This window comes from Faecalibacterium sp. BIOML-A4 (assembly GCF_009679665.1).
GTDB lineage: Bacteria > Bacillota > Clostridia > Oscillospirales > Ruminococcaceae > Faecalibacterium > Faecalibacterium taiwanense.
The window spans coordinates 30,289-43,266 of record NZ_WKZG01000009.1 but is presented as its reverse complement, the minus strand read 5'-3'; the positions used below and the strand labels follow the sequence as shown (position 1 = coordinate 43,266).

At 47.7% G+C, this 12,978-nt stretch carries 16 protein-coding genes; all 16 read left to right on the top strand.

Features of this window, described 5'->3' with window-relative positions; genetic code table 11:
• The first annotated feature begins 8 nt into the window (after window positions 1–8).
• The 16 genes from GKG34_RS07700 to GKG34_RS07625 all read left to right on the top strand — a co-directional run bounded on the left by GKG34_RS07700 (window position 9) and on the right by GKG34_RS07625 (window position 12,973).
• On the top strand, window positions 9–842 hold the full coding sequence (locus tag GKG34_RS07700; protein ID WP_117497646.1) for a hypothetical protein: 834 nt from the start codon (window positions 9–11) through the stop codon (window positions 840–842).
• 103 nt (window positions 843–945) lie between these two features.
• Window positions 946–1,485: a sigma-70 family RNA polymerase sigma factor gene (locus GKG34_RS07695; RefSeq protein ID WP_117497644.1), complete on the top strand. Its 540-nt coding sequence runs from the start codon at window positions 946–948 to the stop codon at window positions 1,483–1,485.
• A 63-nt stretch (window positions 1,486–1,548) separates the two neighbouring features.
• Window positions 1,549–1,794 carry a hypothetical protein gene (locus GKG34_RS07690; RefSeq protein ID WP_117497642.1) on the top strand — a complete coding sequence of 82 codons (246 nt, stop codon included), beginning with the start codon at window positions 1,549–1,551 and terminating at the stop codon, window positions 1,792–1,794.
• Window positions 1,795–1,898: 104 nt separating this feature from the next.
• Window positions 1,899–2,582: a YkgJ family cysteine cluster protein gene (locus GKG34_RS07685; protein WP_243139227.1), complete on the top strand. Its 684-nt coding sequence runs from the start codon at window positions 1,899–1,901 to the stop codon at window positions 2,580–2,582.
• Between the two features lie 35 nt (window positions 2,583–2,617).
• Window positions 2,618–3,046 carry a DUF6809 family protein gene (locus tag GKG34_RS07680; protein ID WP_118731257.1) on the top strand — a complete coding sequence of 143 codons (429 nt, stop codon included), beginning with the start codon at window positions 2,618–2,620 and terminating at the stop codon, window positions 3,044–3,046.
• Window positions 3,039–3,524, top strand: coding sequence for a hypothetical protein (locus GKG34_RS07675; RefSeq protein ID WP_118731258.1), 486 nt, complete (start codon window positions 3,039–3,041; stop codon window positions 3,522–3,524). Before GKG34_RS07680 ends, GKG34_RS07675 begins: the two co-directional genes overlap by 8 nt.
• 175 nt (window positions 3,525–3,699) lie before the next feature.
• Window positions 3,700–4,239 (top strand): hypothetical protein, encoded by a 540-nt coding sequence (locus tag GKG34_RS07670; RefSeq protein WP_050624180.1) that lies wholly within the window; start codon window positions 3,700–3,702, stop codon window positions 4,237–4,239.
• Window positions 4,236–4,712: a hypothetical protein gene (locus tag GKG34_RS07665; protein ID WP_050624179.1), complete on the top strand. Its 477-nt coding sequence runs from the start codon at window positions 4,236–4,238 to the stop codon at window positions 4,710–4,712. The genes GKG34_RS07670 and GKG34_RS07665 overlap by 4 nt, the downstream gene beginning before the upstream one ends.
• Window positions 4,713–4,776: 64 nt before the next feature.
• On the top strand, window positions 4,777–5,871 hold the full coding sequence (locus tag GKG34_RS07660; RefSeq protein WP_118731259.1) for a DUF4313 domain-containing protein: 1,095 nt from the start codon (window positions 4,777–4,779) through the stop codon (window positions 5,869–5,871).
• Window positions 5,868–6,191 carry a hypothetical protein gene (locus GKG34_RS07655; protein WP_118480292.1) on the top strand — a complete coding sequence of 108 codons (324 nt, stop codon included), beginning with the start codon at window positions 5,868–5,870 and terminating at the stop codon, window positions 6,189–6,191. The genes GKG34_RS07660 and GKG34_RS07655 overlap by 4 nt, the downstream gene beginning before the upstream one ends.
• Window positions 6,192–6,319: 128 nt before the next feature.
• Window positions 6,320–7,027, top strand: coding sequence for a DUF4313 domain-containing protein (locus GKG34_RS07650; protein WP_118731260.1), 708 nt, complete (start codon window positions 6,320–6,322; stop codon window positions 7,025–7,027).
• Between the two features lie 26 nt (window positions 7,028–7,053).
• Window positions 7,054–7,710 carry a hypothetical protein gene (locus GKG34_RS07645; RefSeq protein WP_243008676.1) on the top strand — a complete coding sequence of 219 codons (657 nt, stop codon included), beginning with the start codon at window positions 7,054–7,056 and terminating at the stop codon, window positions 7,708–7,710.
• A 264-nt stretch (window positions 7,711–7,974) separates the two neighbouring features.
• Window positions 7,975–8,652: a response regulator transcription factor gene (locus tag GKG34_RS07640; protein ID WP_004611621.1), complete on the top strand. Its 678-nt coding sequence runs from the start codon at window positions 7,975–7,977 to the stop codon at window positions 8,650–8,652.
• The gene (locus tag GKG34_RS07635; protein ID WP_347563439.1) at window positions 8,640–9,740 is read left to right on the top strand and encodes a HAMP domain-containing sensor histidine kinase; all 1,101 of its coding nucleotides are present in this window, start codon (window positions 8,640–8,642) and stop codon (window positions 9,738–9,740) included. Before GKG34_RS07640 ends, GKG34_RS07635 begins: the two co-directional genes overlap by 13 nt.
• Window positions 9,741–9,809: 69 nt before the next feature.
• Window positions 9,810–10,484, top strand: a complete 675-nt coding sequence (locus GKG34_RS07630; RefSeq protein ID WP_069423998.1) for an ABC transporter ATP-binding protein — start codon at window positions 9,810–9,812, stop codon at window positions 10,482–10,484.
• Window positions 10,481–12,973, top strand: coding sequence for an ABC transporter permease (locus GKG34_RS07625; protein WP_154255925.1), 2,493 nt, complete (start codon window positions 10,481–10,483; stop codon window positions 12,971–12,973). The genes GKG34_RS07630 and GKG34_RS07625 overlap by 4 nt, the downstream gene beginning before the upstream one ends.
• Window positions 12,974–12,978: the final 5 nt, after the last annotated feature.

The following is a 12,978-nucleotide window of genomic DNA, read 5'->3' as shown; positions in this document are numbered from 1 at the left end:
GAACCACTATGTATAATCAGAACAGCGATTTGATGAAACAGGAAAAATTCATGCTCCCCACTATGATCGAAGGCGATTTCAGCGCCGAGGAACTGGCTGAGGACGCCGATGGTCTGCAGATGAGCTTTCAGCGTGTCAAGATTCCCGCCGGCGGCACACTCCAATTTGAGATGCCGTCCGATGATCCGGACAATCCCGACTATGAAAAGAATCTGGTAGGCGTCATTCTACATAACCACGCCACCTGCGCCTACTGGCCGGCTGGCAGCGAATATGACGACGATACCACGCCGCTTTGTTCTTCTGTGGATGGCAAGGTTGGCATCGGCACTCCCGGAGGCGCCTGTGCTGCCTGCGTGATGAACCGCTTTGGTTCTGCACCTGATGGCAGCAAAGGAAAAGCCTGTAAAAATATGCGTGTGCTCTACCTGCTTCGCAGTGGTGAGTACATGCCTCTGCAGGTAAATCTGCCTCCTACCAGCATCAAGCCCTTCAAGGAATTTCTGAACCGGGCCTTCATGCTCCGCCGCCGCGCCACTTGCGGCAGTATCGTGCAGATTGGTCTCAAGCGTGAGAACAACGGCACCAATGACTACAGTGTTGCTACCTTCAAACTGCTGCAGGATTTCCAGGGCGAGGAGCTGGCTCAGATCCGGGCTTACGCCAACAGTTTTAAGGAGCAGATCAAACTCCTGCTCCAGCAGCGTGCCGAGATCACTGAGGAGCAGCGCGACACCGGCTGCGATTATGTAATCGAGCCTGGCGCCATGACCAACGAGCCGGCAGACGGTCACTATACTGTCAGCCAGATCAATGGTGACTGCGAGCAGCTGCCCGCATAAGTATTCTGATGTGGCCTGCGCCACATGACACATGAACAAAGGGATGCCTTCGGTTTAACACACCGGAGGTATCCCTCTTTTTTTATTTAAGGAGGAAAACACAATGTTATGTGAAGTACCATTAACCAAAGAACAACAGGCATTTGCCACTGATCATCACGGACTGGTCTACAAGTTCCTGAATGAAAACCATCTGCCGGAAGATGAATTTTATGATGTGGTTGTTTTCGCATATTTAAAGGCAGTAAAAGATTACTTCAACTCTCCATCTGCACAAAAATTCTCTTTTAGCACAATCGCCACACGACAAATGAAATTCCGGCTCTATGATTACTTCCGCACCCAGGAGCGCCGCAAGCGCAATATGGAGGTTCTCAGTATTCACGTCGGATTATATCCCGATGGTGCACCTTTAGAAGATACCATTCCTGCCCATGACCCAATCATGCAGCAGTTGGAAATGGATCTTCTGCTCCACGAGCTGGCCGGCAGAGTCTCCAAGCAGCAAATGGATATTGTTCATCTGAAACAGGGCGGCTATGGTCTCCGTGAGATTGCCCGCACCCAGAAGGTTCCCATGCGGCGCATTAAAGAGTTGCTGGCTGAAGTCCACGATGTACTGCTGGACATTTGCTATGGATGAACCCATTACAGATAAGAAATACCCTTACATCCACATTTTCAAAAAGATTGGAGGTCAAACCGAATGAAGAAAGAAAAGAAACAGATCGTTTTGAATGGCTCTCTGCTGCGTCCGCTGTCTGTTGGGCGTGGTGCGCTTCTGCACGCCGGAGGAAACATCTACCATACTTCGCGTGTGGTGACGATTCTGGAGGAGTCGGAGGATTGCGTCCGTTTTGAAACGCAGAACTCCCACTACCATCTGTCCATGTCCCCTTTTCCGCTGGCGGCTGTCAGTCCGCTCCCTGTGAGATTGGCCGCATGTGCGTGAAGGGACTGTAAATGGTTTGGAACAGCCGGCTCCCGCTGACTATTCCACAAGTTCTGGCCGTGGCGGATACCATTCCGTCACGGCTCTTTTTATGGAGGAACAAAATGAATGAAGAAATCATGAATGAGATCCAACCAGTCCGCCCCAAAGACCAGTTTCCCTTTTCCTGCCGTCAATGCGGGGCATGCTGCCGCAATATTGAAGGCTGTGTAATGGTGGAAAGTCTGGATGCCTACCGTCTGGCTCGCTATCTCCGAACAAAAGGTGAGCTCATCGAAGGAATAGAGGATTTCCTGTTCCGCTACTGCGATCCGGAACCTCTGACCGAAGAAGGCTTCCCTATCTATATGCTCAAGACAAAAGCCCCAAACGGCTCCTGTATCTTCCTTATGGATGGGCGCTGTTCCGTCTACCCTGCCCGTACCCGTACCTGCCGTATCTATCCTCTTACCGTAGGTCCAGGGGAGCGTGGCCGTGATTTTGAATACTGCCTGTGTCTGGACCGGCACCGGAGCCACTTTACCGGCAGCCGGGTATCCGTCAAGGACTGGTTGTATCAGAATTTTAAGAGGGAAGACAAAGAATATGTAAAGCGGGAATATGAGATTGCCACCGAACTGGGCAAACTGATGCGCGCCATTGCCCCTGCCATGCGGCAAGGCATTGTATTCAAGGTACTCTACTACCGCTATTACAATTTTGATTTAGACCAGCCTTTTCAGCCTCAGTATGAGCAGAATAACCGACACCTGTTAGCAGACCTGCACCGGATTGCCGGGGAACAGTAAAAGGCAAATGGCTTTTAGAAAGGGGGCCTTATTTTATGAATTTACACGAAACAGCAATGGGGCAAAGATTTTTTAATGTTCAGCTCCCCGCACTGATTAACACACTCAAAGACATTGCGGCGGCGCTTTCCCGCCCTGCACCATCTGCTATATCCTTTCCGGCAGACCCACGCTTTCTCACTTCGCTCTATTACGGCGAATATGAAGCAGATGTGTTCAAGCCCGATAAACGCTTCACACCTTTTAACCAGACAGTACAACAGAAAGAAAAAGCTCTGCTTCCGCTGCTCTCCAGCGAGGCGTCCATCGCTTTTGAACAGTATCAGACTGCGGTACAATGCCGCAATTCTGCTGTATTGGAGCAGGCATACGCCTCTGGTTACCGTACCGCTGTGCAGATGTTTGCGGCAGGCTTAGGCCCACAGCCGCCAATACCGGAACATGAGGAGGATAGCAATGGATGAGAACAGACTGCCCGAACTGCCCCAGGAATCTTTTCGGCCAATGATCGCACAATCAGTCCAACTGGAACAGTTTTTGGGGGAAGAACTGATTTTTTGCTTTCGGAATCTTGATGGCGTCCATACCTTTACTACCTGCTATGGCGATATCTACAAAACAGTCAACGCACTGCGGGACTATGTCCGGCTTTTGGAATCGGTGTGCGATCAGTGGGAGCTGACTGGATTCCATCGTGCTACCTATGAGTACCATGCCGAAAAGCTTCGTAAAATTGCGGATAAGCTGCAAGCTGGTATCGGCTACGACTATGACAAAGCCGTGGAAAGATGCAAAAAGAAACGAGCCAAAAAGTCCCACAGCAGCGATGTCGGGGAAGATGCCCTTCTGCTGACAGTACAGGCTGCCAACAAGTCCGCTGACAATAAAAAGGAGGCTGCGCCTTATGAGGAAGATACCCCTTGGGAACCTGAACTCGAATAACCCTATAAAAACATCTGTTAAAAAGTATCATGCAAGCGTTGCCCGGCAATCTTCCAGAGAACGGAACCGATTGCTGGCCTGCAAGAGCTTTGCGTTTATCCACGCCAATGTGCATAAGCACTGCCGCCACTTCCGGCGCGGATAGCCGCCCGGAAGCTACCCACGGAGGATGCCTATGGAACGAGATGAACTACGCACCACTTTAGTGAACCATCTGGAAACCCTGCGGCGCAATCTGCAGGTCGTATCCATGGAGGTGCTGAAAACCAAGTACAAAAAACCATTTGATGCCCTGCGGCAAGACATCTGTAAAGCCGCTACCGCCTATACCCGCTTTCTGGTATTTGACGGTATGCGGATCAAACACAAATACTTTGATGAGGCTGTACCCTATATCGATACAGCTGTGAAGCAAACCAAGCGGCTCAAACAGATTTCAGATGCTGCCTTTCAGCGTCAGGATATTGACGAGATCGAATCCCTCGCCCTTGCCTTGCGCAAAGAGATAGAAGCAGCTCTGCAGCCCTTCTATATGGGACATATGTGCCTTTATGTGACGCCGGAATGCTTTGACGACCCGCCCAAGACGCCGGAAGTCTACAATGATGCAACCGCCTGCGTCTGGCGGGATGGTACATGGCAGCTTCTGGAGGATACCAGCAAAGGGTTCCTGCTCTTTGTTCAATCCAAATCCAAGGAGGAAGCTGCCGCATGAAAAATACATCCCAGCAATATCTAAACAGCGAAGCACACGGTTATCTCATGGAGGCCAAAGCCTGCAAGCTTTTGCTCAAAGACTTGGAGCGCATCCGCGCCAAGCTCAAGCGGCACATCGAAAAGGAAGCCGCAGACCGCGAGGCAGAATTTGAAGCAGCTATGCAATACCATAGCGAAAGCGACATCCAGGAAGCCTACGGCTGGGAATTTATCAGCGAACAGCAATATGAACGCTATCTGGAATTGTTCCGTCAAGGCCGCAAGGCACTTGATGAACACAGCCCCACTGTTACAGAGCTGGCTCTCTCCATCCTGAACCGCATCTTTCAGGATATTGATAGAGACTGCCGCCAATGCGAGTTTGAAGCCCTGTCGCCGGAAGAACAGCTTGCCGAGTTGAAGCGTGCTGAAGAATCCAAGCAGGCATGGAGGCAGTATATCGCCAGTCTGAAAGAATGGTCGGCTCTATGACTGGAAAGACCAATGACCACACTGCGTCAAAAAATGCAGCAACTATACACAAGGAGGATGCAAAATGAAAATTCACGAAGATCGTTCTCATATGAATATTGATACCAGATGGTTTGAAAAAGGCTATGCCAAAGAAGACGTCCACTCCCTACGCCTGCAGTCTCTATGCACCGAAGCAGAGGCAGCAGCAAACAAACAGTTTTATGACAGCCACACCCGCGAAGAATGGGAGCAGTATATCCGTCAGGCAAGTTTGGAGAGCAGCGCAGCAATGAAACCCGTCATGGAAGCCATCGCACAGGACTTTGTCTGCTACCAGTATGACGAAAATATCCCTGTGTCCTATGGCAGCGACCGATGGGATCTGTACTTCTGGTGTAATCCCTTTAACGGCGCCGCAAACGCATCCGAACGGGATTTCTCATATTTCACGCTGACCTTTAACGAACGTCAGATGCTGGAGAAACGAAGAAAAGTCTGTCAACAGGTGCTGGATCTCCTATGCTCACGCTTTCAGGAGCATCCTAATCTCGATGTAGCCGTACAGTATTCCATATGGTTTGACCATCCAAAGATCCACGATGCGGTGGAGCGCGCAAAGCCCCGTCTGCATGGCCTGCGCTGTATTCAGGACCAAAAAGAAGGAAAGCTGCTCCTGCAGGACGGTGCCCTGCTCTTCAAGCCAAAATACGCAAAGAAATATACCCGCACGCTGAGCCAGAGCCAGATTTTGTCCCTTAGTTGGGAACTGGGCGTAGAGGACGGAGAGCCTGATACCGATGCTGCACCTGTTACCTTGCCTTACAAGAAATTTGGTGCCACGCACCCCATCCAGCTGCAGGTGACTTCCTACCTGAATGGAAACCTTGCCATACAAATGGTGACATGGGAAAGCGGTGACCCGGAACCCTGGGCGACTCTCACCGTCAACCTGCCCGGCCAACGGCAAAAAGACCATGCCTTTATCGACACCAATGCCGATTCGGAATTTCCCACCTGGCTCATACGACATGGTCTGGCTATCCCAACCGGTCGCACCATGCAGAGTGGGTTCTGCACCTATCCTGAATATCGTTTTCGTGCCAACCGGCTGCAGGAGCTGGACCCGGAAGGGTATGCAGGCTACCTGAAAAACTTTGAAAGGCGGTGCAGCGCATGAAATATAAGGCAGTTTATGATGTACTGAATGAAAGGAGGCAGACTACCCCCGGTTTCTGTTACCATGACCGCAGCGGCTGGCGTGCTTACCCCCAAACCTACATGACCATGCAGTGCCCTTTATGGATTATTGCTGAAGATGCTGCCACGGGCAGGCGTCTGTGGATCACCCAGGAGGGCACCCGATTTAACATTTCCATTCGAAGGATGGATGAACAGGGGCGTAACTATGGCCCTACCTATCGCATTACTTGTGAAAACAGGACAAAGCTGGCTCAGGTTCTGCGCTATCAGTTCGAGTCAAAGACTTTGGCTGTGTAGCTGACGATGACCAGAGAGGAACTGCATTCCTCTCCCTGCTCCGGTTTCCTTGTTCGGAACACACACTAAGAAGCACCGGCAATCTGCATTTTTGCAGGCGTCTGGTGCTTCTTTGGAGGAAAACGCTTATGAATACTCTCGCATTTACGCTGGGCGAACACCGAGCCCAGCTGACTTTGAAAATCAGTACATATCCCAACGGCAATCTCGCCATCAAACTTTATGAAAAGGATCACGGCATCCTGATTTTTTGGGAAACCCTTACCACCAACTTAACCGGATTCCGCCCCGACCACTGCGCTTTCATCAATATAAAAGCCGCAGACGGACTTTTTCCGGTCTGGCTATCAAACAATCACCTTGCGGAACCTACCGGACAAATTCTTGAATCGAATGGCCGTCTTTACCCTGAATACCTGTTTTATGGCAAAGAATTGGACGCCCTGGACCATGAGGGGCACACCCTCTACATCCGGCATCAGAAAGGCGAGCTGGGGCGCCGCTTTGAGCGGCTATATCTTGCCCTGCGCCGGCTGGCACGAGAAATCAATGGGTTCAGCTACACTGATTACAGCGGCTGGCGGTGTCCAGATGGGGTTTCCACCACCCTGCCCCTCTGGATCGAGGCGTCTGACCCTTCTCATGGCCGCAAATTCATCTTCACACAGAAAGGACCCGCACTCCAGACTACCATCCGCTATGCCGATGGTACGAAAAAGCAGCGCATCTACCGGCGTAAAGAGGACATGGCTGCCGAACTGATGACCATGTTTCAGGAGGAATTGCGTGTCTACCCTCCCTGGTCTGAAGACCGGAGGAATCGGTACGAATATTAAAGGTAGTAAAATAGGAGGACATCATCATGAAGATCCGTATCTATCCCCAATCCCTGTTGGAAACCGTATGGCAGCAGGACAAACTGCTGTTTACCCCAGAGGCAGCGCAACCACCCTTGTGTCTTCGGTGTGGTCAGCCGCTGGACCGCAGGCTGGTCATCAACGCCCTGAGCCGCTATGCAGATGTCCATATCTGCGAGGCGTGCGGTATGGATGAAGCCCTGCGTGATGCCAACCGTTGCCCACTCCCCCTAACAGAATGGGCAGCTGTCAAAAACGGTTTGAGCCAGCAGCGGACCGATTTTGAAGATCCGCTGCTGACTACTTCCTGCACCTTTGAATATCTGTTTCAGCAAGGCTCCCGTCCTGCCAGCGAGATAGCCTATTCCCGTTCTGATTATGATGGATGGAAATGGTGGACCACCTGGCATCAGTGCCAAAAGGATACGCCTGTTCTGGAAGTTGCCCGTGAAATTGATGCTTTTCAGAATGCGCTGTTCCAACTGCCGGAGTTTCGGAATTTGGACACGCTGACACGGTTCTGTCGAGGGTACGCCCAGCCCACCAGCGAGCCCACCGAATTCAATCTGTATTCGGAAACTGCCCACTTTTATATCTGGCTGCGGCTAGTCACCCGGCATCGAGATTATAATGCCTATGTGCATTACTATCTGAAAGGTTAAAAGTTTGCAACGCACTGGATACAGTATGCCTATCAGCTCTGTATCCAGTGCGTTTTTCTCTATGAAATAGTTATTTATTTTGCTATGTACTTATAAAAGCTTGTTGCAAAAGTCAACCCGCTATATAATTATGAAGAAATATATTTTTCAAAATCTGTCCGTTGTAATATTTCGCAGACATTTGCCTGTTATAATATCCGCAAAAGCAAAGGAAGTTGAGGATTTTTTGAGATTTATCATATATCATATAAAGAACGGAGGTGCATGATTTTGAATCCTAAATTACTGATCGTTGATGATGAACGCGGTATTGTTGATATGATACAGAGTTATTTTCAAACACAATATGATATTCTGACTGCTTATAGCGGACAAGAAGCGCTCAAAAAAGTAGCCTGCAAACCAGATTTAATTTTATTGGACATCAATATGCCGGGAATGGATGGTCTGACTGTATGCCAGCAGATACGGGAACACATTGCCTGTCCCATTCTTTTTTTGACTGCTCGTATTGAATCCAGCGATAAGATCATTGGATTTCAGGCCGGGGCGGATGATTATATCGTCAAGCCCTTTGATTTGGATGAATTGGGGGCGCGTATTGCCGCACATCTGCGCCGGGAGCAGCGACGCCAAAATAATTCGGCAGTGCGCTTCTTTGGTGAATTGATACTGGATTATTCCGCCCGAACAGTTACAATCAATAATCTGAACATCCCGCTATCTAAGAGGGAGTTTGAGATTGTAGAACTTTTATCCCTCAATGCAGGACAGGTTTTTGACCGCGAGCGAATTTATGAGCTTGTGTGGGGCTTGGATGGGGACGGAAACAGCGATACAATTATGGAGCACATTCGGAAAATACGCGCTAAATTTGCAGCACATACATTGCACAATTACATTGAAACGGTTTGGGGGTGTGGTTATCGGTGGAACGCCTAAAAAATATGGGACTAAAGAAATCTTTCCTGCTATTATCCCTCTCCTGTTTGGCAGCGGCATTTCTCCTGCTTGGGGCAGTTATCTTCCTTTGCCGAGGCATTGAAAACCATTATCCTTTAGGCGGTGTAGAAATCTTGTCGGATGGCTCTGTTGTACCTCTGCCGTCTCCTACGGTGTCACAACAGCGTATTTTAGCTACCCTAAACATTGTGCAGACGGTTTCCTGTATTCTTTTTCCAGTAGGCGGATTGATTGTTTCAGTCTTTCTTTTTTATTATCTCAAATTGAAACAGCCTATTTCCTGCCTGCAAAATGGCATTATGCGGATTCAGAATAATGATCTGGATTTTTCGCTGCCGATTTTGTCTAACGATGAAATGGGACAACTATGTGCTGCCTTTGAAGAAATGCGGAGTGAACTTCTGAAATCGAATCGGCTGTTGTGGCAACAGGCCGAGGAACGCAAACGGCTCAATGCCGCATTTTCCCATGATCTGCGTAACCCGATTACGGTATTAAAAGGAAGTGTAAAACTTTTGCGGCAAGGTATTCAGGACGAACAGACCATAGACCGGCTGGAAAGTTACACTTTACGGATCGAGCAGTATGTAGAAGCTATGAGCAGTGTTCAAAAGTTGGAACACCTCTCTGTTAAGCCAAAAGAAATCAGACTATCAGTTTTGCAGAGTGAATTGCAGGAAACAGCACGACTGTTAGCGCTATCCAAAAAAGTTTCTGTTTTAGTACCATCAGGCGGAACAGTTTGTATAGATCACGGGCTATTTCTTACCGTAGCGGAAAATCTGATTGGAAATGCGGCGCGATTTGCAGAAAAAGCAATCTCTATTCAAATAACGCTGCAAAATGATTCTATGACATTGAATATAGAAGATGATGGTGCTGGTTATCCGCTGTCTCTCATGCAGAATGGGCCAAACCCCTTTGAAACGACAAGTAGTAATTCCTCACATTTCGGAATGGGGCTTTACAGCAGCAGAATTTTATGTGAAAAACATGGTGGCCGATTGATTTTGGAAAATAGGGTTGGGGGCGGTGCATCCGCAACTGCTATTTTTCATTTTGTGTAATCCTTGAGCGATTTTTGAGATTTATCATTTACACTCTCCTTATACCACAAATAAGGAGAGTGTTTTTTTATGAATATTGAGGCAAAGAATTTATCAAAGATTTATGGTGACGGTGAAAACCGAGTAGTGGCTTTGGATCATGCGAATCTCGAAATTGTATCCAGCGATTTTATTTCTATTATGGGACCATCTGGAAGCGGAAAAAGCACCTTGCTTCATTTGCTTTCCGGCTTGGATAAGCCATCTTCCGGCTCGCTGACCTACGATGGTAAAGATATTTACAGTTACAGCGATAAGGAGTTGTCGGCATTTCGCCGGAAACGGATTGGATTTATTTTTCAGCAATTTAATCTGCTTCCGGTTCTGACGGCGAAAGAAAATATTATCATGCCTCTTTTGCTGGATAAACAAAAACCGGATGAAGCATACCTGAAACAGCTTACAGAACTGCTTGGCATTCAGGGCCGCTTGGAACATCTGCCCCATGAGTTATCCGGCGGCCAGCAGCAGCGTGTAGCTATCGCCCGCGCTTTGATTGCAAAGCCGGATGTAATTTTTGCTGATGAGCCTACGGGAAATCTGGACAGCAAAAGCGGCGGCGAAGTCATGGAACTGCTTCAAAATGTATGGAAAAAGATGGGGAAAGCTCTCGTTGTCATTACCCATGACAGCCGTATTGCACGAATGGCAGACCGGCAGTTTCAGATTGTAGATGGTGTGCTTACGGAGGTGACAGCGAAATGAAATCTTATCGTACATTAGCATTGAAAGAACTACTGTCCCAAAAAGTCACTTCTATTCTTATTTTGATTGCCGTTGTGCTGTCTACTATGATGACAACCATTGTAGGACAATCCATTGGCGTACTTAGTGCAATGCGGGAACAGCAGGCCATCGCTATCGGAGGAAACCGATATGCCACTTTTTTGCAGATGAATGCAGATCAGCTTCACGCACTGGAACAGGATGAGCGTCTTTCCTATGTAGGGAAATCTATTTATATGGGAAGTTTAGAACTCTCCCCATCTCTTACCCTTGGTTTGATGGAATATTTGGATGACAATGCCGCTATCTATCCGTCCAGTACCAGTGTAGAAGGAGGTCGTCTGCCGGAAGCCCCGATGGAAATAGCGCTTTCGGAAGATATTCTGAAATATCTTGGCTTTGAGGGCAGTATTGGAGATAAGATTACACTTTCACTGCAAAAAAATCTTCGCCACAACATTGCGGACTGCTATTCCTATACAGCGGAATTTGTTCTTACAGGGATATTGAAAAATAACTACTTAGGATATACAAGCGGCACTGTTATGGGAGTTGTAGGGGAAGGAACTGCCGAACAACTTTTACCGGAATCTTATATTTATTACAATGTGGATATTCGGACTGCCGATAAAAAGAATTTTCAAGCAGTTGTCGATGACATCAATAAGGAATTGAACATCCATGAGCTTGATACCAGCTACAATATTGTATATTTGAACGCCTTGGGAATTTCCTATACTGCAAATTCCGAGGGTGCTAATGATAAGGGATTCTCTTTTATGACAGTCGCAGGGATATTAGTGGGTACTTTGATTTTGCTGGCTGCTGGTCTTGTGATTTACAACATTCTGAAAATATCTGTATCAAAACGGATAAAGGGATATGGAACACTTCGGGCTATTGGAGGCGAAAAAGGACAGCTTTATCAGATCATTGTAATTGAAGTAATCCTATTGTGCCTGATTGGGATTCCTATTGGTATGCTTCTTGGCTTCTTGAGTGCCAGAGGAATTTTAGAGGCAGCTACCGGCTTGGTTTCCCCTGAATTGTTCTTGGTTCAGGATGCTTCTGAATTGAAAACTCTAATAGCAGAGAACAGTTCTTTGAATGGAACCTTACTGGTTTTAAGCGGAGCAATCACTTTGGCGTTTGCGCTGTTTGCAGCATTGCCAGCAGCCAGATCAGCCGCAAGGGTATCCCCCATTATGGCGATGTCTGGAACAAATCTGAAAATTCGCCGCAGAAAGCGTAAAACAAAGAAAATCCATAATTTTGAAGCATACTATGCCCGTCTGAACTTAAAGAGAAATAAAGGCCGTACTGCAATTACAATTTTGTCCCTTGTTATGAGTATCACGGTTTTTATAGCGCTGCAAGGGTTTTCCTCTCTCCTGAACGCTGCAAGCGCACTGCAAGATAACCATTTAGGAGATTATCAGATCACAAATGAAAGTGTTGGATTTACCACAGATGATCTGAACACTTTGCGGAAAAATGAAGCTGTGCAAAGTGTAGCCGCCATACAATTTTCGCTTTACGAACAAAATGAAAATGGGCTGCTCGATGAAATCAGTCTTGAATTTCAACTGAAACCCGGTGAAACTTTTCAGGTTGTCGGATTGAACGATGAATATTGGGATTATTTTATGGGGGATCAATTACCAGAAGAACAGCTTGGACAACTGAAATCAGGGAACGCCTGTATAGTAAGGAATCCTATTCCCATGAGCTACGGCGAAGATGTTCTTGAATTTACAAATATAGAGGCCGGAGAAAACATCTGTGTTGCGGGAATGGAGCTGAATGTTTTGAAAACCTTGGATGGCTATGACGGTTATCTTGGTATTGGAAATGGCGGTTTCACAAATGGTGTTCAGGTGATCGTTGATGATGCTATCTATGAACGCCTGACGGGAAAAGATACCTATTCAGAGTTTTTGCCTACGCTGAACGAGGGCGCAGACAGGGAAATTTTTGATACATTTATCGAGGCATTTTGTGATAGGACGCCGGGGACAACATTCTTGTCGTATGAAGAAAGCGACCAGCAACTGAAAGAGAGCTTTGCACAGATTCAAATGCTGGCATGGGGGCTGATCCTTTTCGTTGGCCTGATCGGTATTCTTAATATCATCAATACCGTTTACACAAATATTCACACCAGAGTAACAGAAATCGGTATGCAGCGGGCCATTGGAATGAGCTCCGGTAGCCTTTATAAAACTTTTCTTTGGGAAGGTGCATATTACGGAGTCATTGCCTCTGTGATCGGAAGCGTACTGGGATATGTTTGTACGATCTTCATTGAGGCGGCCACGAGCGACACTATCCAGCTTGTTGCAATCCCTGTCATGCCCATTCTTGAAGCAACCCTCTTGGCAGTAGGAGCTTGCTTGCTGGCAACAGCAATTCCACTACGGAAAATTTCAAAAATGAGTATTGTGGATTCGATTGAAACGGTTGAGTAGAATAC